This window comes from Pseudacidovorax intermedius (genome assembly GCF_001476815.1).
Taxonomy (GTDB): Bacteria; Pseudomonadota; Gammaproteobacteria; order Burkholderiales; family Burkholderiaceae_C; genus Xenophilus; species Xenophilus intermedius_A.
Genome location: NZ_LDSL01000134.1, coordinates 1 through 19,727 on the forward strand (window position 1 = coordinate 1; position 19,727 = coordinate 19,727).

Annotated in this window: 23 protein-coding genes; 6 read left to right on the forward strand and 17 right to left on the reverse strand. The window is 70.0% G+C overall.

All coding sequences use genetic code 11. The features are described 5' to 3' along the window. The 4 genes from NS331_RS27005 to NS331_RS19620 form a co-directional block, all read right to left on the reverse strand. On the reverse strand, positions 1-197 hold a 197-nt coding region (locus NS331_RS27005), incomplete at its 3' end, for a hypothetical protein (protein WP_345940359.1). Then, positions 175-597 carry an arsenate reductase (glutaredoxin) gene (arsC, locus tag NS331_RS19610; protein ID WP_058643638.1) on the reverse strand — a complete coding sequence of 141 codons (423 nt, stop codon included), beginning with the start codon at positions 595-597 and terminating at the stop codon, positions 175-177. The genes arsC and NS331_RS27005, both read right to left, overlap by 23 nt. A 19-nt stretch (positions 598-616) precedes the next feature. Further along, the gene (gene arsB / locus NS331_RS19615; RefSeq protein WP_058643639.1) at positions 617-1,699 is read right to left on the reverse strand and encodes an ACR3 family arsenite efflux transporter; all 1,083 of its coding nucleotides are present in this window, start codon (positions 1,697-1,699) and stop codon (positions 617-619) included. Between the two features lie 65 nt (positions 1,700-1,764). Continuing rightward, positions 1,765-2,094: an ArsR/SmtB family transcription factor gene (locus NS331_RS19620; RefSeq protein ID WP_058643640.1), complete on the reverse strand. Its 330-nt coding sequence runs from the start codon at positions 2,092-2,094 to the stop codon at positions 1,765-1,767. Between the two features lie 274 nt (positions 2,095-2,368). Between NS331_RS19620 and NS331_RS19625 the strand changes: the two genes are divergently transcribed. After that, the gene (locus tag NS331_RS19625) at positions 2,369-2,722 is read left to right on the forward strand and encodes a hypothetical protein (protein WP_058643641.1); all 354 of its coding nucleotides are present in this window, start codon (positions 2,369-2,371) and stop codon (positions 2,720-2,722) included. Positions 2,723-2,882: 160 nt separating this feature from the next. Here the strand turns inward: NS331_RS19625 and NS331_RS19630 are convergent, their stop codons facing one another. Genes NS331_RS19630 through NS331_RS19645 form a run of 4 tightly spaced genes read right to left on the reverse strand, consistent with a single transcriptional unit; the run spans position 2,883 to position 6,013 of the window. Next, entirely contained in the window at positions 2,883-3,212 is a 330-nt protein-coding gene (locus tag NS331_RS19630) for a DUF202 domain-containing protein (protein ID WP_058643642.1), read from the reverse strand. Then, positions 3,213-3,632: a YidH family protein gene (locus NS331_RS19635; protein WP_058643643.1), complete on the reverse strand. Its 420-nt coding sequence runs from the start codon at positions 3,630-3,632 to the stop codon at positions 3,213-3,215. It lies immediately after the preceding gene. 37 nt (positions 3,633-3,669) lie between these two features. Beyond that, on the reverse strand, positions 3,670-4,656 hold the full coding sequence (locus NS331_RS19640; RefSeq protein WP_058643644.1) for a Bug family tripartite tricarboxylate transporter substrate binding protein: 987 nt from the start codon (positions 4,654-4,656) through the stop codon (positions 3,670-3,672). A 28-nt stretch (positions 4,657-4,684) separates the two neighbouring features. Next, entirely contained in the window at positions 4,685-6,013 is a 1,329-nt protein-coding gene (locus NS331_RS19645; RefSeq protein ID WP_058643645.1) for a sulfatase family protein, read from the reverse strand. Positions 6,014-6,102: 89 nt separating this feature from the next. Between NS331_RS19645 and NS331_RS19650 the strand changes: the two genes are divergently transcribed. After that, positions 6,103-7,008, forward strand: a complete 906-nt coding sequence (locus NS331_RS19650) for a LysR family transcriptional regulator (protein WP_058643646.1) — start codon at positions 6,103-6,105, stop codon at positions 7,006-7,008. 142 nt (positions 7,009-7,150) lie between these two features. Here NS331_RS19650 and NS331_RS19655 read toward each other — a convergent pair whose 3' ends face one another. The 6 genes from NS331_RS19655 to lptF form a co-directional block, all read right to left on the reverse strand. After that, positions 7,151-7,309: a DUF3309 family protein gene (locus NS331_RS19655; protein WP_017761920.1), complete on the reverse strand. Its 159-nt coding sequence runs from the start codon at positions 7,307-7,309 to the stop codon at positions 7,151-7,153. A 113-nt stretch (positions 7,310-7,422) separates the two neighbouring features. Then, positions 7,423-8,583 (reverse strand): pyridoxal phosphate-dependent aminotransferase, encoded by a 1,161-nt coding sequence (locus tag NS331_RS19660; RefSeq protein WP_058643648.1) that lies wholly within the window; start codon positions 8,581-8,583, stop codon positions 7,423-7,425. 26 nt (positions 8,584-8,609) lie between these two features. Further along, positions 8,610-9,551, reverse strand: coding sequence for a CysB family HTH-type transcriptional regulator (locus NS331_RS19665; RefSeq protein WP_058643649.1), 942 nt, complete (start codon positions 9,549-9,551; stop codon positions 8,610-8,612). Positions 9,552-9,594: 43 nt separating this feature from the next. After that, the gene (locus NS331_RS19670; protein WP_058643650.1) at positions 9,595-9,966 is read right to left on the reverse strand and encodes a sirohydrochlorin chelatase; all 372 of its coding nucleotides are present in this window, start codon (positions 9,964-9,966) and stop codon (positions 9,595-9,597) included. Beyond that, positions 9,963-11,072 (reverse strand): LPS export ABC transporter permease LptG, encoded by a 1,110-nt coding sequence (lptG, locus tag NS331_RS19675; RefSeq protein WP_058643651.1) that lies wholly within the window; start codon positions 11,070-11,072, stop codon positions 9,963-9,965. Before lptG ends, NS331_RS19670 begins: the two co-directional genes overlap by 4 nt. Positions 11,073-11,097: 25 nt before the next feature. After that, positions 11,098-12,192, reverse strand: coding sequence for an LPS export ABC transporter permease LptF (gene lptF, locus NS331_RS19680; RefSeq protein ID WP_058643652.1), 1,095 nt, complete (start codon positions 12,190-12,192; stop codon positions 11,098-11,100). A gap of 22 nt (positions 12,193-12,214) precedes the next feature. Between lptF and NS331_RS19685 the strand changes: the two genes are divergently transcribed. The 4 genes from NS331_RS19685 to NS331_RS19700 all read left to right on the forward strand — a co-directional run bounded on the left by NS331_RS19685 (position 12,215) and on the right by NS331_RS19700 (position 16,110). Beyond that, positions 12,215-13,711, forward strand: a complete 1,497-nt coding sequence (locus NS331_RS19685; protein WP_058643653.1) for a leucyl aminopeptidase — start codon at positions 12,215-12,217, stop codon at positions 13,709-13,711. Positions 13,712-13,726: 15 nt separating this feature from the next. Beyond that, positions 13,727-14,182: a DNA polymerase III subunit chi gene (locus tag NS331_RS19690; protein WP_058643654.1), complete on the forward strand. Its 456-nt coding sequence runs from the start codon at positions 13,727-13,729 to the stop codon at positions 14,180-14,182. A gap of 32 nt (positions 14,183-14,214) precedes the next feature. Next, positions 14,215-14,757: a hypothetical protein gene (locus NS331_RS19695; RefSeq protein WP_153012942.1), complete on the forward strand. Its 543-nt coding sequence runs from the start codon at positions 14,215-14,217 to the stop codon at positions 14,755-14,757. A gap of 141 nt (positions 14,758-14,898) precedes the next feature. Then, positions 14,899-16,110: a branched-chain amino acid ABC transporter substrate-binding protein gene (locus tag NS331_RS19700; protein ID WP_058643656.1), complete on the forward strand. Its 1,212-nt coding sequence runs from the start codon at positions 14,899-14,901 to the stop codon at positions 16,108-16,110. Between the two features lie 115 nt (positions 16,111-16,225). Here the strand turns inward: NS331_RS19700 and NS331_RS19705 are convergent, their stop codons facing one another. Genes NS331_RS19705 through NS331_RS19715 form a run of 3 tightly spaced genes read right to left on the reverse strand, consistent with a single transcriptional unit; the run spans position 16,226 to position 19,718 of the window. Beyond that, positions 16,226-17,476 carry an SAM-dependent methyltransferase gene (locus tag NS331_RS19705; protein WP_082702634.1) on the reverse strand — a complete coding sequence of 417 codons (1,251 nt, stop codon included), beginning with the start codon at positions 17,474-17,476 and terminating at the stop codon, positions 16,226-16,228. Beyond that, complete coding sequence (locus NS331_RS19710; protein ID WP_058643657.1) at positions 17,473-18,318, reverse strand: DUF1365 domain-containing protein; 846 nt, start codon at positions 18,316-18,318, stop codon at positions 17,473-17,475. The genes NS331_RS19705 and NS331_RS19710 overlap by 4 nt, the downstream gene beginning before the upstream one ends. Next, the gene (locus NS331_RS19715) at positions 18,315-19,718 is read right to left on the reverse strand and encodes an NAD(P)/FAD-dependent oxidoreductase (RefSeq protein WP_058643658.1); all 1,404 of its coding nucleotides are present in this window, start codon (positions 19,716-19,718) and stop codon (positions 18,315-18,317) included. The genes NS331_RS19710 and NS331_RS19715 overlap by 4 nt, the downstream gene beginning before the upstream one ends. Between the last annotated feature and the right edge of the window lie 9 nt (positions 19,719-19,727).

The window sequence follows — 19,727 nt, forward strand, 5'->3', positions numbered from 1 at the left end:
CGGCTGCCGCAGCGGCTGGCGCAAGGCGGGCCGGGCGGCGTATCGCCTGCGACGCCATGAAAGGGCGGTGAGGACCGGTTGGGGATCGTCGGCATGCGCATCCAGCGGCCCGGCACGCGCATCCGTTGGCTGGATCGGAGGATTGCCAGCCGCCCAAGACCCGCATCGAGAAGCTCAGACGCGGCGGCCTTGCGCATCGACGACCGGCTGGCCGTCTTCCTTGCTGAATGCGCCGCGCTGCGGCCGGGGCAGGATCGCGAGCACCGCCTCCGAAGGCCGGCACAGCCGCGTGCCGAGCGGCGTCACCACGATCGGCCGGTTGATGAGGATCGGGTGCTGGATCATCGCGTCGATGAGCTGCGTGTCGTGCCACGCCGGATCGCCCAGGCCGAGCGCTGCGTAGGGCGTGTCCTTCTCGCGCAGCAGCGCGCGCACGGGCACGCCCATGGCCGCGATCAGGCGCACCAGCGTCGCACGGTCGGGGGGCGTCTTCAGGTACTCGATGACGGTCGGTTCTTCGCCGCTGTTGCGGATCAGGGCCAGCACGTTGCGCGAGGTGCCGCAGTCGGGGTTGTGGAAGATGGTGATGTCGCTCATGGGGCAGGGCAGAAACGATTCAGGAGGCGCGGGCCGCGCCGCGCTCGTACCAGCCGCGCGAGCGGTTGACCAGGCGCACGACCAGCAGCATCACCGGCACCTCGATCAGCACGCCGACCACGGTGGCGAGTGCCGCACCGGACTGGAAGCCGAACAGGCTGATGGCCGCCGCGACGGCCAACTCGAAGAAGTTGCTCGCCCCGATCAGCGCCGAAGGGCAGGCGATGGCGTGCGTCTCGCCGAGCCGGCGGTTGAGCCAGTACGCCAGGCCCGAATTGAAGAACACCTGGAGGAGGATCGGCACCGCCAGCATGGCGATGACCAGCGGCTGCTGCAGGATGGCGCGGCCCTGGAAGGCGAACAGCAGCACCAGCGTGAGCAGCAGCGCCCCGATGGACAGCGGACCGACACGCGCCAGCGCGCCGTCGAAGGCCGCCTGGCCGCGGCGCAGCAGCGCGCGCCGCCACAGCTGCGCTAGGACGACCGGCACGACGATGTACAGCAGCACCGAGGTCAGCAGGGTCGCCCACGGCACGGTGATGGCCGACAGACCCAGCAGCAGCCCGACGATCGGGGCGAAGGCGAACACCATGAGTACGTCGTTCAGCGCCACCTGCGACAGCGTGAACACCGGGTCGCCGCCCGTCAGCCGGCTCCAGACGAAGACCATGGCCGTGCATGGCGCGGCTGCGAGCAGGATGAGGCCCGCCACATAGCTGTCGAGTTGCTCGGCCGGCAGCCAGACGTCGAACACATGGCGCACGAACAACCAGGCCAGCAGGGCCATCGAGAAGGGCTTGACCGCCCAGTTGACGAAGAGCGTCACGCCGATGCCGCGCCAGTGCCGCCGCACCTGCCCGAGGGCGCCGAAGTCCACCTTGAGCAGCATCGGAATCACCATGACCCAGATCAGCAGCCCCACCGGCAGGTTGACCTGGGCCACTTCCATCCGTCCGATGGCCTGGAACACGCCGGGCGCGATATGGCCCAGACCGATGCCGGCCGCGATGCAGGCGAGCACCCACAGGGTGAGGCAGCGCTCGAAGCCGCTCATGGCGGAGGAGGCGGGCCGATGGTCGTTGTCCTGGCTTGCGGCGGTCATCGTCGTGGTGTCGCGGTGGTCGGGTGCTGGAAGGTGTCTGGAAGTCGCGGGTCGCATGGCCGCCGTCAGCAGGACGTGCACGACCGGGACGCGTCCCCGACTTCGCACTCCGCGCCCTGGCAGCAGTGCTCGGTCAGGTAGCCCAGCAGCTGGTTCATGTGCGTGAAGTCCGCGCGGTAGATCAGGTTGCGGCCCTGCGGCTGCGCCGAAACGAGGCCCGCACGGGCCAGTTCCTTGAGGTGGAAGGACAGGGTGTTGCGTGCCACGTCCAGTTGATCGGCCATGGCACTGGGCGTCGCGCCCACCGGGCCGGCGACGACCAAAGCGCGGAACACCCGCAGGCGCTGGGCATGGGCGAGTGCACCGAGGGCGGCGACGGCTTGACGCTCATTCATCATTCAATCATACAAGTATCATTGAATTATTTGGACTGTGCACGCCGGGACGCTGTTCCGCGGGCAGGTCGTCGCGCAGGGCGGCCGCTTCATGTTCGGCTTGCGATTGTTTCGTGCGCTGGAACACCACGTTCGGAAACGATGCGGGTTTTCCCTGGGGTCGCGTTCCACAATTCATCTCACGGGCCAGCGATTGAACGCAGACCCGAAGCCGGCGGGGCGGGTGCCCTGCCAGCTCTGTTCAACGCATTGCCTGCATCACAGGAGAAAAATCATGACCAAGACCTCGAAGATCATCGCCCTCGCCGCCCTGTCGTTCGCCGCCGTTGCCGGCGCCCACGCCGAGGAATACCAGGGCGTCGTCGCCCCCGTGTCGGCCCTGAGCCGCGCCGAAGTGAACGCCCAGGGCGTGCAAGCCGCCCGCGCCGAGCAGAACCTGGAATACGTCGGCCAGCAGGTCGCCGCCGCCCCGGCCGCCCCGCGCAGCCGCGCCGCCGTCCAGGCCGAAGCCGTGGCCGCGGCCCACAACCCCACGTCCAACCTGGATGCCAAGGCCTTCGTGAACAGCACGATCCCGACGCAGTACACCCAGGGCAGCCTGTCGGTCTACCGCAAGGCCGGCCTGTAATCGGACCTTCGTCGCCCGTCCTGGTCCCGTTGTCAGCGGGTCTGGTGAAGGGCGATGGCCTTCGGGCCACTCGAAAGCCGGTATGCGCGTGCATGCCGGCTTTCTGCTTTTCTGGCGGGAAGCACTGTCCACCCGGACGGTGTGCGTCGCCCGGGGCGCCTCATCCCCAATGGCCGACAAGCACCGACGCCAGGCCCGTGCCCGTGGCCAGCAGCGTGGCGGCCGTGACGACGCGCATGGCCAGCGGATCGGCCAGCGCTGCGGGGCCGCGCCTCGCCAACTGGCGGCGCCGCACGCACCCGAAGCCGGACACCGCCGCAGCCGCCACGACCAGCGCGCCCGACAGCACCAGCAGCGGCACGGCATCGTGGACGTAGCCGCTGCGCAGGTTGAGCATGGCATTGAGCAGCAGGCCGGCGGCGGTCCGCGTCCAGGACAGCGTGGTGCGCTCGGGCTGCAGCCCGGTATCGCGGCTCGAGTCGGCCGGCATTCAGGCGCGGTGGCTGGCGATGGCCCAGGCCATCAGCATGGCGAGCAGCGCGCAGACCAGCACCACGGCCACCGTCAGGATGGCCAGCATGCGCGAATGGGGCAGCGCACGCCGGTGGCGCATCGACACCTCGTTGTCGCGCCAGCGCGTGTAGGCCAGCGAGCCCAGCACGCCGGCCACGCCGCACAGCAGGATGGCCGTGGCGACCACCACCAGATGCGGCTGCAGCTTGGTGGAGAACTGGTCGAGCAGCACGCCCGCCGCCAGCACCGACAGCGCGGTGCGGATCCAGGCCAGGAAGGTGCGCTCGTTGGCCAGCGTGAAGCGGTAGTCGGGCTCCTCGCCGCCGGTGCGCCAGGCGGGGCGGGCCGGGGTGCGGGGCGCCCCGGCTGCTTCGTGTCTTGCATCTGGTTCGGCCATCGCCGGAGTATGCGTGGGACGGCTGACTACGGGCTCTTCAGTCGGCCACGAAGCCGGTGGCCTTGACGATGCGGGCCCAGCGGGCCGACTCGTCGTTCATCTTCTTCAGGAAGGCGTCGCCGCAGATGTCGGCCGAGGGCACGAGGCCCGACGTGGCCATGCGGTTGCGGAACTCCGGCGACGCCAGCACCTTGCGGTGCGCGTCGGTCAGCCGCTTGGCGACCAGGGCGGGCAGGCCGGCGGGGCCGGTCAGGCCGAACCAGACGGTGGTCTCCAGCTGCGGCAGGCCCAGCTCCCGCACCGTGGGCACGTCGGGCAGTTCGGGCGCACGCTGCGGGCCCGTGGTGGCGAAGGCGACCAGCTTGCCGGCCTTGATCTGCGGCGACGCGGTGGCGATCTGCGTGAAGCCCAGGGGCGCGATGCCGCCCACCATGTCGATGATCTGCTGCGGGCCGCTGCGGTAAGGGACGTGCGTCATCGGCACATTCGAGGCCTCGCTCAGCTGGTAGCCCAGAAAGTGCGCGGGCGAGCCCGGCGAATAGGAGGAATAGCTCGGCGGTGCCTTCTCGGCCTTCAGCCACTGCTGCAGCGCCTTGAAGTCCTTCGGTCCCAGCGTGGGGCTGCCCGCCAGCACCAGGCCGGCATCCACACCCTGGCAGATGGGCGTGAAGTCGGCCGGTTGGTACCTGGCCTTGGGATTGGCGTTGGGCGTGATGGTCATCATGCCGGCGGTGCTGACGAGCAGCGTGTAGCCGTCGGGCTGGGCGCGCTGCATCTGCTGGGCCGCCACCATGCCGCCGACGGCGGGCGCGTTCTCGACCACCATGGGCTGGCCCAGTTCGCGCGACATCAGGTCGGCCAGGGCCCGGGCATACACGTCCGGGGCGCCGCCGGCCGTCGAGGGCGCGATCACCTTGATGGGCTTGATGGGCCAAGTCTGGGCCTGGGCGCCCAGACTCGCCAGGCAGCCAAGCGCCAGTGCGCTGAAGAGGACGGCGCGCCGGCCGAAGGGGATGGTCGTCATGGTTGTCTCCGTGAATCGTGAAGGGGGCTCAGCGCTGCGGCATGTCGCGGTAGGAGTAGCCGAGGCTCACGGCCGCGTCCTCCGGAATGGCGGGCACGGAATCGTTCCAGGCCAGCCAGTCCGCGCGCATCGCCGCCAGGCGCTCGAGCTCGCGCGCCGCCAGGTTGGCGCGCTCGCGCTCGTCGGCGCGCAGGTCGAACAGGTACTCGTGGCCGTCGACCTGCAGGTACTTCCAGGGCCCGCGGCGCAGGGCGCGCTGGCCGCGGTGGTTCATGCGCCAGTAGAGCGCCCTTTCGAAGCGCTGCTGCGGATCGCGCAGCACGGCGGCGAGCGAGACGCCATCCAGCGTATGGCCGGCCGGTGGCGCGCCGCCGCCGAGTGCCAGCATCGTGGCCGACCAGTCCATGGTCATGCAGTGCTGGTCGCTGGTCATGCCGGCGGGAATGGCCGCCGGCCAGTGGGCGATCCAGGGCACGCGGATGCCGCCTTCGGTGAGGTCCATCTTGCCGCCCACCAGCGGCCAGTTGTCCGAGAAGCGCTCGCCGCCGTTGTCGCTGGTGAAGACGATCAGCGTGTCGTCCAGCAGGCCCTCGGCGCGCAACGCCTCGACCAGCTGGCCGATGCCCTCGTCCATGTGGTGGATCATGCGGCGGTACGTGTGGATGTTGCCGCCGTCCAGGTGGAACAGGTTGGCGGCGGTCTGGGCGGCCACGTGTTCGTCGTCGCGGGTCTCCCATGGCCAGTGGGGCGCCGTGTAGTGCAGGCTGAGGAAGAAGGGCTTGCCGGCCCGGGCGTCGGCGGCACGGGTGCGCACGTGATCGACCGCGCGCGCGGACAGCAGGTCGGTGAGGTAGCCGGGCTCGTGGTGCTCTTCCTCGTCCAGGTACAGGTCGTGGTCGCCCTTGCCCGAGCAGTGGGTGAAGTAGTCCACGCCGCCGGCCATGATGCCGTAGAAGGCGTCGTAGCCCGAGCGCAGCGGCCCGAAGGCGGGCGGGTAGCCCAGGTGCCACTTGCCGATCAGCGCGGTGGCATAGCCGGCCTCGCGCAGCAGCGAGGGCAGGGTGGGCATCGTCGGCGGCAGGCCCAGCGTGGTGCTGCCCTTGCTGCGGCTGTTGATGGGCTCTTCCATGCCGCCGCGCAGCCGGTACTGGTAGCGCATGGTCATCAGCGCGAAGCGGGTGGGCGAGCACACCGGCGAGTTGGCATAGCCCTCGGTGAAGCGCAGGCCGCCGCGGGCCATGGCGTCGATGTTCGGCGAGACCGGGCCGAAGTCGGCGCTGCGGCCGCCGTAGCAGCCCAGGTCGGCATAGCCGAGGTCGTCGGCGACGATGTAGATGATGTTCGGTCTGGCGGTCATGGCGGAGGAAGCAGGAAGCAAGCGCCGAGCTTAGGCAGCGCGGACCCATCCGTAAAATTGAAAATCACGCGCCAACCATAAAAATTCCGATGGATCCCCGGCACCTGGTCCAGCTTGCGACCATCCTGGAAAAAGGCTCGATCACTCAGGCGAGCCGGCACCTGCACCTGACGCAGCCCACCCTCACGCACAACATGCAGACGCTGGAGATGCAGGCCGGCGGCCAGCTCTTCGAGCGCAGCCGTTATGGGGTGCGCAGCACGCCGCTGGGCGAGATGCTGGCGCGCGAGGGCCGCGCCATCGCGCGCCGGCTCAAGGACGCGGCCGAGGTGAGCGCGCGGCATCGGGGCGGCATCCGCCGGCAGTTGCGCATCGGTTCGGGCCCCATGGTTGGCGCCGCCGTGCTCGACGAGGTGACGCGTGCCTTGCTCGCGCGCTTCGACGACCTCGCCCTGTCGGTGCGCAGCGACCGGCCCCACGTGCTGGTCGAGCAGCTGATCGACGGCCAGCACGACTTCGTCATCGGACCGTCCTGGCTGGAGCGGCCGCCCGAGGGCATCGAGCGGCGGCTGCTGGTGGCGGACAGCCTGGGCGTTTATGCCGGACTGGGCCATCCCTTCGCGGGACGGGCATCGATCGCCCACGGCGAGGCCGAGGCGGCGGACTGGATCAGCCTGGGCACGGCGTCGCCCTTCGACCAGGACGTGCGGGCCATGCTGTCCGGCGGCGGCGTGCAGCAGATGCGCGCACAGGTCACGGTGCTGGGCGAGGCCTTCGTGCTGCTGGAGATGCTGGCGCGGGGCCGGCACCTGTCGGTGCTGCCGGACTTTCCCTTGCGCCGCCTGGGCCGGCGCTTCGGGCTGGCCCAGCTGCCCTGGCCGGGGCCGGCGGCCGCCCGGCCGATCTACCTCTGGAACCGCGTGACGACGACGGAGAGCGGGCTGATGGCGGAGGTGGGAGAGCTGATCCTGAACGAGGTGCGGGCGCTCGGCTGAATGCCGCCCATCCGAATCCGTGCCGCACGTGGCCCGACGCCATCGGGCTGGCCCTGCCTGCACCGGGACAAAGAAAAACCGCCCGCGTGAACCGGGTCGACGACCCAGCCCACGCGGGCGGCTTGACGATGCGGCGTGGGGACTAGATGCGTCCCATCAGCAGCAGCACGATCACGATCACCAGCACCAGACCCAGGCCGCCGCTCGGGCCATAGCCCCAGCTGCGGCTGTAGCCCCAGCTCGGCAGCGCACCGATCAGCAGCAGGATCAGGACGATGAGGAGGATGAAGGACAGGGACATGGCGGGCTCCGTGCTCTGGAAGTTGTTGATGGCGCAGATGCTCAGTGCATCCCGGTGCATGCCCGGCCGGCCGCCGGCCTCTTGCGCTGTCAGGCCATCGGCCCGGTCCGCTGTCAGAGTTTTGCCAGCCGCGCCAGGGCGCTGCGCAGCGTCTCGTCCTTCTTGGCGTAGCAGAAGCGCACCACGCGCTGGTCGAAGCCGTCGCCGTAGAAGGCCGACAGCGGGATGGCCGCCACGCCGATCTCGCGCGTGAGCCATTGGCAGAAGTCCGACTCCGAGAGGTCGCTCACCGCGGAGATGTCCACGCACTGGAAGTAGCTGCCTTCGCTCGGCAGCAGGCGCAGCCGCGTGCGGGCCAGGCCCTCGGCGAAGAGGTCGCGCTTGCGCTGGTAGAAGGCCGGCAGTTCCAGATAGGGCGCCGCGTCCGCCATGAAGTGCGCCAGCGCATGCTGCATCGGCGTGTTCACAGTGAAGACATTGAACTGGTGCACCTTGCGGAACTCGGCCGTCAACACGGCCGGCGCGGCCACGTAGCCCACCTTCCAGCCGGTCACGTGGTAAGTCTTGCCGAAGCTGCTGACGATCAGGCTGCGCGCCGCCAGGCCCGGGAAGCGGGCCACGCTCTGGTGCAGTGCGCCGTCGTAGACCATGTGCTCGTAGACCTCGTCGCTGATCACGAACACGTCCGTCGGCGCGAGCAGTTCGTCCAGCCGGCGCATCTCCTCGGCGGTCCACACCGTCGCGCTGGGGTTGTGCGGCGTGTTGACGATGATGGCCCGGGTGCGCGGCGTGAGCGCGGCGGCGATGCGGTCGAAGTCGGGCCGGAAACTGCCCGGCACCAGCGGCACGCGCACCACCACGCCGCCGGCCAGTTCGATGTTGGGGACGTAGCTGTCGTAGCAGGGCTCGAGCACGATCACCTCGTCGCCCGGCCGCACCAGCGCCAGCACGGCGGTGATGATGGCCTGCGTGGCGCCGGCGGTGACGGTGATCTCGCTGCCGGCGTCGTAGCGGCGGCCGTAGAGCGCCTCGATCTTGCCCGCGATGCGCTCGCGCAGCAGCGGCACGCCGGTCATCGGCGGGTACTGGTTGTGGCCGGCGGCCATGGCGGCGGTGACGGCCTCCAGCAGCTTCGGATCGCAGCCGAAGTCCGGGAAGCCCTGGCCCAGGTTGACGGCGCCGTGCTCGGCCGCCAGCGCGGACATCACGGTGAAGATGGTGGTGCCCACGGCGGGCAGCTTGGTGCCCGGCTCGGGCGTGCGGGGTGCGGTCATGGCAGTGAGAGCGCGATGCGGCGGTTTCAGAGTTCGTAGTCGTCGTAATGGCCGCTCAGGGCCTTGGCGATCAGGTTGCGGTCCAGCCGGTCCGACAGCAGCTCGGCGAACTTGAAGACGAAGTTGCGCAGGTAAGCGCCGCGCTTGAAGGCCACGCGCGCCACGTTCTGGCCGATCACCTGGCCCATGGGCCGCACGGCGAGGTCGTCGTTGCTGTCCTCGCGCACCGCCATCTCGGCCACGATGCCCACGCCCAGGCCCAGGCGCACATAGGTCTTGATGACGTCGGAGTCGATCGCTTCCAGCGCGATGCGCGGCGACAGCTTCTTCTGCGCGAAGGCATGGTCGATGCGCGTGCGGCCGGTGAAGGAAGGGTGGTAGGTGATCAGCGGCTCGGCCGCCAGGTCCTCCAGGCTCACGCGTTCCTTGGTGGCCAGCGGATGGTCCTTGGGCAGCACCAGCACGTGCTGCCATTCGTAGCAGGGCAGGGTGACCAGGCCGTCGTAGGCATCGAGCGACTCGGTGGCGACGCCGATCTCGGCGACCTCATCGAGCACCATCTGCGCCACCTGGGCCGGCGAGCCTTGGTGCAGGCTGACGTTGACCTTCGGGTACGCCTCGCGCAGCTTCACCACCGGCACCGGCAGCACGTAGCGGGCCTGCGTGTGGGTGGTGGCGATGGACAGCGTGCCGCTGTCCTGGGCACTGAACTGCTCGCCGATGCGCCGCAGGTTGCCCACCTCGCGCATGATCAGCTCGATGCTCGCGATGACGTGCTGGCCGGGCTCGGTCACGCGCTTGAGCCGCTTGCCGTGGCGGGCGAAGATCTCCACGCCCAGCTCTTCTTCCAGTTCGATGATGGCCTTGGAGACGCCGGGCTGCGAGGTGTGCAGCGCCTTGGCGGCTTCGGTCAGGTTCAGGTTGCGGCGCACGGCCTCCTGAACGAACTTGAACTGGTGAAGGTTCATAACAAATCCCGATATTTATCGCGATTCATTATGCCTTATGAATCTATCGAGGCGGGTTCAGCGCGAGGCGTGCCAGCAGGTCGATGACGGCCGGATCCTGGCCCACGGCGGGCGCCTGGGTGAAGTGCACGCCGGGGTGTCGCTGCCGAAGTTCGGCCATCAGCACGGGCAGATCCTCGCGCGCGTGGCGGCCCATGCCGAGGAAGAGCGGCACCACGTGGATGCTCGCCACGCCCTCGGCCACCAGTTCGGCGACTGCGGCGGGCAGATCGGGCGCCACCAGTTCCAGGTAGGCGCAGCGCACGCGCGCATCGGGCGCCTGCTCGGCCACGCGCCGGGCCACGGCTTCGACGGGTGCGCGCCACTGCGCGTCGCGCGAGCCGTGAGCGAACAGGACGATGCCGCGCGCCGTCATCGCCGCAGCACCAGCCAGCCGAAGGCGCCCAGCGACATCAGCGAGTACAGGAGGCCCGGCGCCGCTGCCGTGGCCCAGGGCCACCAGTCGCGCAGGTTGCCGATGTAGCCGAACACGTTGTTCAACAGGAAGAAGCTGATGCCGATCATCACGCCGGCGAACACATAGCCGGCGATGCCGCTCTGGCGGAAGTGCAGGTAGGCGAAGGGCAGGGCCAGCACCACCATCACCAGGCAGGACAGCGGGTAGAACACCTTGCGCCAGAACTCGATCTTGTAGCGCTGCGTGGCCTGGCCGTTGGCGTCCAGGTGGCGCGTGTATTCGAACAGGTCCATGGTGCGCATGCGCTCGGGCTTGAGCAGCGCCACCGCCACCATGTCGGTGGTCAGGCCGGTCTGCCAGGCCATCAGCGGCTGGTGGACGTTGACGACCTTGGGCGCGGCATTGTTCGGCCCGGTCTGGAATTCCTGGCGCTGCGCGTCCTGCAGCACCCAGCCGCCGTCGACGATGCGCGCCGTGTTGGCCGTGGTCAGCGAGCGCAGGAAGCCGCGGTTGTCGAACTCGAAGATGCGCGGCAGCTTCAGCGTGCCGTCGCGGTCGATGGAGACGACGTTCACGGCGAAGGAATCGTCGCCGCGGCGTTCCTTGAGCCAGCCGCCCGTCAGCCCCGCCGTCGCCAGGTAGCCCTGGTAGCGCGACTTGAGCAGCTGCGCCGCGCGGTCCGACAGCGGCGCCACGTAGTCGCCCACGGCAAAGGTCAGCAGCACGAAGCCCAGGCCCAGCGTGAGCAGCATGCGCAGCGCCCGCCACGGCCCCAGGCCGCTGGTGCGCAGGATGGTGTATTCGGAGCTGCGGGCCAGGTTGGCCATGACGAAGATGGTGCCGATCAGCACCGCGATGGGCAGCAGCTCGTACAGGTGGCTGGGCACCAGCAGCGTGACGTACAGCAGGGCCTGCGGCAGGCCGTAGGGCGCGACCGTGCCCTGGCCCACCGAGGACAGCTCGTCCACGAAGTCGAAGAAGAAGAACAGGCTCAGGAAGCCCAGCGTGACGAAAGCGATCGACTTGATCGCCTCCACGTAGATCAGGCGGCGCAGGGTTCTCATGCGGTCGGGAGGCGGTCCTGTCGGGTCAGCGGGCGACGGCCGGGGCGACCGCGCGCGGCCGGCGCCAGCTGTGCTGGCGCAGCCACAGCCAGGCCAGCACCGCCACCAGCACGCCGCCATGCAGCGCGACCACGAAGCCGGGCAGCGGGAAGCGGCCGCTGCCCACCCAGTTCTGGCCCAGGTTGAGCAGGTTGAAGTAGATGACGAAACAGAAGAGGGCGAACAGCAGGTTGCCGCTGCGCCCCACGCGCGGATTGACGTTGGACACCACCAGCGCGATCAGCACGAAGTTGATGGCCGCCAGCACCATGCCGATGCGCCATCCCAGCTCGCCCTGGTTGGCCGGCGTCGGGCTGGCCAGCAGCGACAGGGTGGACTGGGCCTTGGGCGGCACGGCATCGCCCGGCAGCGGGCTGTCGTCGCCCATGCGGGCGCCGTAGGTGGCGAATTCGCTGATCTTCAGGTCGTTGTTGTCGAAGCTGCGTTCCAGCCGCTGGCCGTTGCTCAGCACCAGATAGCGGCCGCCATCCAGCGACTCGATCTTGCCGCTCTGGGCCGAGGTGATGATCTGCTGGTTGCGCTCGAGCGAGGAGATGAACACGTTGGAGGCCGAGGTCGCGCCCGGCGAGTCCTTGTCGATGTAGAAGACGCGGTTGCGGGCGGCCGATTCCTGGAACTGCCCGGGCGCCACGCGCTCGAGGTCGCCGCGCCGCTCGTACTGGTCGCGCATGCCCTGCGTCTGCGAATTGGCCCAGGGCCAGCCCACCAGCGCCAGCACGGCGATCAGCAGCAGCACCGGCCAGGCGAAGCGCAGCAGCGGCGAGATGAAGTCCGCCAGGCCGCGGCCGGCCGAGAACCAGATCACCATCTCGCTGTCGCGGTACATGCGCGAGAGCGTGCCGACGATGGAGATGAACAGGCTCAGGCTCAGGATGGTGGGCATGTAGCCGATCACCGTATAGGCCATCACCAGGAAGACTTCGGAGGGATTGACGCTGCCGCGCGAGGCGAGGCCCAGCGTGCGGATCAGGATGATCGTCATCACGATCGCGATCAGCACCACCAGCGTGGCCCCGAAGCTGCGCGACAGCTCCTTGCGCAAAGTGGAATGGAATAACATCGTCCGAGCGAAAAGACGGATTATGGACTTCCAACTCAAGACCCTCGGCCTCGCGCAGGCTGCCGCAGAAAAGGCCGACGTGCTCGTCGTCCTCCTCCATGACGACTTCAAGCCGGCCGGCAACGACGGCGTCTCCGGCCTGCTCGCCCAGGCCCGCAAGGCCGGCGACCTGAAGGGCAAACCCGGCAAGCTGGTGGCGGCCTATGCGGCGGCCGGCGTATCGGCCGCGCGCCTCGTGCTGTGCTGCGCCGGCGACCTGTCGCCCGCGGCCGTGCGCAGCGCGGTCGGTGCCGCGGTGCAGGCCGTCAAGTCGTCGGCACCCAAGAAGATGGTCATCGCCTTCGCCGGCGACGTGGGCGAGCAGGCCCTGTATGCCGCCGTGCTGGCCGTGGCCGATGCCAGCTACGTCTACACCACCACCCTGTCCAAGCCCGAGCCGCGCTCGCTGCGGCAGGTGGTGATCGGCACGCCCGCGGCAGCCGGCCTGCAGGCCGCCTTCGACGTGGCGCGCGGCACGGTGCGCGGCATCGAATTCGCCAAGGAATGGGCCAACCGCCCCGGCAACCACAGCACGCCCACCATGCTCGGCGAGGCCGCGCAGTCGCTGGCGCGTGGCCCCAAGCTCAAGGTCGAGGTGCTGGGCCCGCGCGAGGTTGCCAAGCTGGGCATGGGCGCTTTCATGGCCGTGTCGCAGGGCTCGGAACAGCCGCTGCGCTTCATCGTGCTGCGCTACCAGGGCGCGGGCAAGGACGTGGCGCCGCAGGTGCTGGTGGGCAAGGGCATCACCTTCGACACCGGTGGCGTGTCGCTCAAGCCCGCCGCCGACATGGACGAGATGAAGTTCGACATGGGCGGCGCGGCCAGCGTGCTGGGCGTGTTCCGCGCGCTCGGCGAGATCCAGCCGGCCATCAACGTCGTCGGCCTCATCCCCAGCTGCGAGAACATGAACGACGGCCGTGCGGTCAAGCCCGGCGACGTGGTCACCAGCATGGACGGCCAGACCATCGAGATCCTGAACACCGATGCCGAAGGCCGGCTGATCCTGTGCGACGCGCTGTGCTACGCCAAGCGCTTCGAGCCGGCGGCGGTCATCGACATCGCCACGCTCACCGGCGCCTGCGTGGTGGCCCTGGGCGGCGTGCGCAGCGGCCTGTTCGCCACCGACGAGGCCCTGGCGCAGGCACTGCAGGCGGCGGGCGATGCGTCGCAGGACCTGTGCTGGCGCCTGCCGCTGGACGACGACTATGCGGACGGCCTCAAGAGCCGCTTTGCCGACGTCGCCAACGTGGGCGGGCGCGCGGGCGGCGCCATCACGGCGGCCAAGTTCCTGCAGCGCTTCACCTCGGCCTACCCGTGGGCGCACTTGGACATCGCCGGCACCGCCTGGAAGAGCGGCGGCGCCAAGGGCGCGACCGGCCGCCCGGTGGGCCTGCTGCTGAGCTACCTGCTGGCGCAGGCGGGGCAAGGCGCAGCCACCGCCGCGCCGCGCAAGCGCGCCCGCAAGACGGCGGCCGCCTGATCTGCCGCGCCAGCCGTGACCGAGATCGACGTCCACTACAACACGTCCGACAAGCTGCGCCACGCCTGCCGGCTGCTGCGCAAGGCGGTGCTGGGTGCGGGGGCGCAGGTGGTGGTGCAGGGGCCGGCGCCGCTGCTGGATGCGCTGGACGAAGCGCTCTGGCTGTTCTCGCCGGCCGACTTCATCGCGCACTGCAAGGCCGATGCGCCGGTGCACGTGCGCGGCCGCTCGCCGGTGGTGCTCGGCCTGGCCGAGGGCGACGCGCCTTCGCACCGGCAGGTGATGCTCAACCTGGGCGTCGACCTGCCCGCGGGCTTCGAGCGCTTCGAGCGCCTGATCGACATCGTGGGCCTGGACGATGCCGAGCGCCTGGCAGGCCGCAACCGCTGGCGCCACTATGCCGACCGCGGCTATGCCATCACGCGCCACGACGTGGGCGCACGGACGGCACAGGCGGCCGACGCGGCATGAGCAACGTCGGGCCGCGCCGTCCGCCGCGCTTCGTGCCCACGCTCACGGCGGTGGTCGACCTGGACGCGCCGCCACCCCTGGCCGAGCCGGAACTGAAATGGCCGCAGGCCGGGTTGCTGGACCTGTCGCCGGGGCGCGCCGAGGGTGCTGGTCTCGAGGCCGGCGATGCTGCGGCGCGCTCGGCGGCATTACCCGCAAACGCGCCGTCGGCGGCGCCCCCGAGCGGTGCACCGGCACCGACCATGGCACCGTCCGCATCGCCCGCCGGACCGCGCACCGTCGACGCCAGGCATGCCGCCGCGCCGTCGATGGTCGCCATTCGGCCGGACGACGTCTTCGCCATCGAGGAAGAGCTGCTGCACCGCGTGCTCCAGCGCGTCGATCTGCGGCTGGAAGAGGCGCTGACCGACGTGGTGTCCGAGGCGGTCCAGCAGCAGCTGGACGCCATGATCCCCGTCATCCGCGCGCGCCTGGAAGGCCGCTTGCGCCGCCTGATCGGCGAGGCGCTGGCGCAGGAACTCGACGCCGCCGAACCCCGTGTTTTCGCCGGGGGAAGCGCACCATCGTTGGGCTAAACTGGCCCGCAGGTCGGCAGGCGCGAGGGTGCCGAACGCCGGCGCTGCGGCCTGGAACTTGCTCCATGTCGGTGCTCCGGTCGGACCGACCGGTAGAGCTAAATCTGTCTATTCCTGTTCCTCATCGTTTGGAGGTTTCTCATGCAATTGAAATGGACCGCGGTCGCCCTGGCTGCACTTTCGCTGGTGGCTTGTGGCAAGAAGGAAGAAGCCGCGGCACCTGCGACGAGCCCTGCGCCCACGGCGGCTGCTCCCGCGCCGGCCACGCCTCCCGCCGGTGAGACCCTGACGGTGAAGATCGGCCACGTGGCCCCCACCAGCGGTCCCATCGCCCACCTCGGCAAGGACAACGAACTCGGCGCCAAGATGGCCATCGAGGACCTGAATGCCCAGGGCGTCAAGATCGGCGACAAGACGGCCAAGTTCGAACTGATCGCCGAAGACGATGCCGGCGATCCGAAGCAGGGCACCGCCGTCGCCCAGAAGCTGGTGGACAGCCAGGTCAACGGCGTGGTGGGCCACCTGAACTCGGGCACCACCATCCCGGCCTCCAAGATCTACAGCGACGCCGGCATTCCGCAGATCTCTCCCTCGGCCACCAACCCCAAGTACACCCGCCAGGGCTTCAAGACCACCTTCCGCGTGGTGGCCGACGACACCCATCTGGGTGGCACGCTGGGCAAGTACGCCGTCGACACGCTCAAGGGCAAGAACATCGCCGTGATCGACGATCGCACGGCCTACGGCCAGGGCGTCGCCGACGAGTTCGAGAAGGCCGCCAAGGCCGCCGGCGCCACCATCGTGGGCCGCGAGTTCACCACCGACAAGTCCACCGACTTCAACGCCATCCTGACCAAGCTGAAGGGCGCCAAGCCCGACATCCTGTTCTTCGGCGGCATGGACGCCGTGGGCGGCCCGATGCTCAAGCAGGTCAAGCAACTCGGCCTGAACGTCAAGTTCATGGGCGGCGACGGCCTGTGCACCGGCGAACTGGCCAAGCTGGCCGGCGATGCCGTGGGCGAAGAGATGGTCTACTGCGCCGAAGCCGGCGGCGTGGACGGCGACTTCAAGGCCCCGCTGGACGCCTGGAAGACCAAGTTCAAGGAAAAGAACGGTGTGGACGTGCAGATCTACGCCCCGTACGTCTACGACGCCGTGCAGGTGCTGGCCGCTGCGATGCAGAAGGCCGGCTCGGCCGATCCGGCGAAGTACCTGCCCGAAGTCGGCAAGATCGAATACAAGGGCCTGACCGGCCCCATCGCCTTCGACGAGAAGGGCGACATCAAGAACGGCGCCCTGACGCTGTACACCTACAAGGGTGGCCAGCGCACGCAGATCGCCGTGGTGCGCTGAAAAAACGGCAGCGGTTTCCGCGCCAACGAGAAAGGGGCCTGCGGGCCCCTTTCTTCATGCCCGTTCGCCGGCATGCGGCGACACGGACCGGCTTCTGTCGATGGCCCCGTTCTGGTCAGTCGGCGTGCTCGTACACGTACAGGCCCACGTCGATGCGGCCCTGGCGGAAGCCCGCTTCGCAGTAGGCCAGGTAGTACTCCCACAACCGGTGGAAGCTCTCGTCGAAGCCCAGGGGGGCGATGGCGGGCCACTGGGCCATGAAGCGCCGGCGCCATTCGGCCAGCGTGAGCGCATAGCTCTGGCCGAAGCGCTGGACCTCGGCCAGGCGCAGGCCGACGCGCTCGCCGTGCTCGCGCATCAGCGTGGGCGTGGGCAGCATGCCGCCGGGGAAGATGAAGCGCTGGATGAAGTCCGCGCCGGCGCGGTAGCGGGGGAAGGCGTCTTCGTCGATGGTGATGGCCTGCACGACGATCCGGCCGCCGGCGGCCAGCCGGTCCTTCAGCACCTGGAAGTAGGTCGGCCACCAGGCCTCGCCCACGGCCTCGATCATCTCGATGGACACGATGCGGTCGAAGTGGCCCGGCACGTCGCGGTAGTCCTGCAGGCGCAGGTCGATGCGCGGCTGCATGCCGGCGGCCTCGGCGCGCCCCTGGGCGCAGCGCAGCTGCTCGGTGGACAGGGTGAGGCCGGTGACCTGCGCGCCCGCTTCGGCCATGCGCAGCGCCAGGCCGCCCCAGCCGCAGCCGATCTCCAACACGGACTGCGCGGGGTCGATCCTCAGCAGCTCGACGATGCGCGCGAGCTTGCGGTCCTGCGCGGCTTCCAGCGTGTCGTCGCTGCGGGCATAGATGGCGCTGGAATACTGCAGGCCCGGGTCGAGCCAGCGTTCGTAGAAGGCATTGCCCAGGTCGTAGTGGAAGGCGATGTTGTCGCGGCTGCCGGCGCGCGTGTTGTCGCGCCGGCGGTGCGCGAGGCGGGCCAGCCACCGCGCGAGCCCGGTGCCTTCGACGCTGCCCTGCCAGGCGGCTTCGTTCAGGGCGCCGAGTTCCAGCAGGGCCGGCAGGTCGGGGGTGGACCAGTCGCCGTCGCGGTAGGACGTGGCCAGGCCGAGATCGCCCTGTGCCAGCAGGCGCAGCAGCGGCCGCCAGCGGTGCAGGCGCAGCAGGGCCTGCGGGCCGGGCTGGCCGCCGCGGGCCTCCAGGCGGGCACCGTGCGGCAGCTCGACCACCAGATGGCCGGCCCGCAGCCGGGCCAGCAGCGGTTGCAGCAGCCGGCGGGCCAGAAGGCTGGCAACCGGCCCCTTGCCACGCGGGCGCGGGCTTGGCGTCAGGTCGCAGTCGCAGGCGGGATCGAGCGGTCGGGTCATGGCGTCGTGGGCGGCAGGGTGGCGGAAGGGCCGGCGGATGCAGGGGCTGGGCCGGCATTGTGAATGCTGACGGCATGGCCGGGCGGCGCGGGCCGCGGCACCAGGCCGACACCCTTGAGCCACAGGCGCAGCGCCTCCCAGTGGATGGCGCCGATCACCTTGAGCGTGAGCAGCGGATGGCTGACGAAGGCGGCCAGCAGCGCCCGGTCGTCCAGCGGCCGCGCCGTGGCGTCCAGGCGCGCCACCAGCAGCGGGCCCTGGGCATCCACCGCATCCACGCCCACCGACAGCGGACTGTGGGCCGGCGCATCGGCGGCCGGCGGCCGGATGCGGAAGCGGTAATGCATGTCCAGCCCCATGAAGGGCGACACGTACAGCGCCTTGTCGCAGCGCTGCTCGACGCGCTCGCCCGTCCCCGGTTCCACCGGCAGCAGGTAGCTGTGCCGCTGGCCGAAGGTGTTGTTGACCTCGTAGAGGATGGCCCGCAGCCCGCCGCCCGGCGCATCGCAGAAGTACACGCTCAGCGGGTTGAAGGCGTAGCCCAGAATGCGCGGCATGGTGAGCAGCCGGATGCGCCCGCCAACGGGCAGGCCGGCCGCAATCAGCTGGGCTTCCACGTGGGCACGCGGGCCTTCGGCGTCGCCCGCGCCGTAGTCGCACCAGCGCAGGCTGAACAGGTTGAAGCGGCCGAGGGAGAAAAGCCGGCTGCGCTGCGACAGCGCTTCCACCCGGTCGATGTCCAGCAGCAGCGAATAGACCCGGTAGGCCAGGCGGTGGCGCCGCGGACGCATCCGCTGGTGCATCACGCGGCCGCTGTAGAGCGCCTGTCCGTCGCCGCTCATGGGACCGTCGTGCCGAGGGTGCCGGCCGCTGCAGCAGGGCTGGCGCCGAGGTGGATGCGGCCCGACTCGTTGGCCACCTGCCAGGGGCGCCGCACGCCGCCCAGGGCCTCGGCCACGGCCAGACCGGACTGCAGCCCGTCCTCGTGGAAGCCCGAGCCGAAGTAGGCGCCGCAGAACCACACGCGCCGCTGGCCCTGCAGCGACCACAGCGAACGCTGGGCCTCGATGGCCCGGGCATCGAACAGCGGGTGTTCGTAGACCTGGCTGCGGATCAGGTGGTCGCCGTGCGGCTCCACCGTGGGGTTGAGCGTGACGAACAGCGGCGTCTTCTCGTCGATGCCCTGCAGCCGGTTCATCCAGTAGGTGACGCAGGGCGCGGCATCGGGGTTGCGGCTGTCGGCCAGGTAGTTCCAGCTGGCCCACACGCCGCGGCGCCTGGGCATCAGCGCGGGGTCACTGTGCAGCACGGTGTGGTTGCGCGAATACTGGAAGGCGCCGAGCAGGCGGCGCTCGTCGGCGCTCGCGTCGCCGAGCAGGCCCAGCGCCTGGTCGGCATGGGCGCCCACCACGACGGCGTCGAAGCGCTCGGGCCACCAGCCGCCAGCGGTGCGCAGCCAGGCGCCCTCGTCGTCGCGGCGGACGGCGATTACCGGCTGGTCCAGGTGCAGGCGGTCCGCGAAGCCGGCCACCAGCCGCTGCACATAGCTGCGGCTGCCGCCCTGCACGGTGCGCCACACGGGGCGCCCATCGACCTGCAGCAGGTGATGGTTCTGGCAGAAGCGGATGAAGGCCTCGGTGGGATAGCGGCCGATCTGCCCGGCCGGCGTGGACCAGATGGCGGCGGCCATCGGATAGAGGTGGTCTTCGCGGAAGGCGGCGCCGTAGCCGTGCGCGTCCAGAAACTCCTCCAGGGGCTGCAGGCCGGCGGCGGCGGCCTGGCCAGGGGCCTCGCGGTAGAAGCGCATTAGGTCGCGCAGCATGGCCCAGAAGCGGGGCCGAACCAGATTGCGCGGCTGGGCGAACAGGCCGCGCAGATCGGTGCCGGCATATTCGAGCGCGCCGCCGTCGCGGCTGACCGCAAAGGACATGTCGGAGGCCACGGTGGGCACGCCCAGGTGTGCGAACAGGGCCGTGAGGTTGGGGTAGGACGGTTCGTTGTAGACGATGAAGCCCGTGTCCACCGGCACGCGCTGGCCACCCGGCACGGGCGCGTCCACCGTGTGGCTGTGGCCGCCGGGGCGCGGCTCGGTCTCGAACACCGTCACCCGGTGGCGCTGGCCAAGCAGCCAGGCGGCCGAGAGCCCGGCGATGCCGGCGCCGACCACCGCGATGTTCAGCGGCGCGCCGGCGTGGGCCGCATCGGGCGGCAGAGGGTGGGCGACGGGGACAAGGTGGCTCATCGTGACTCC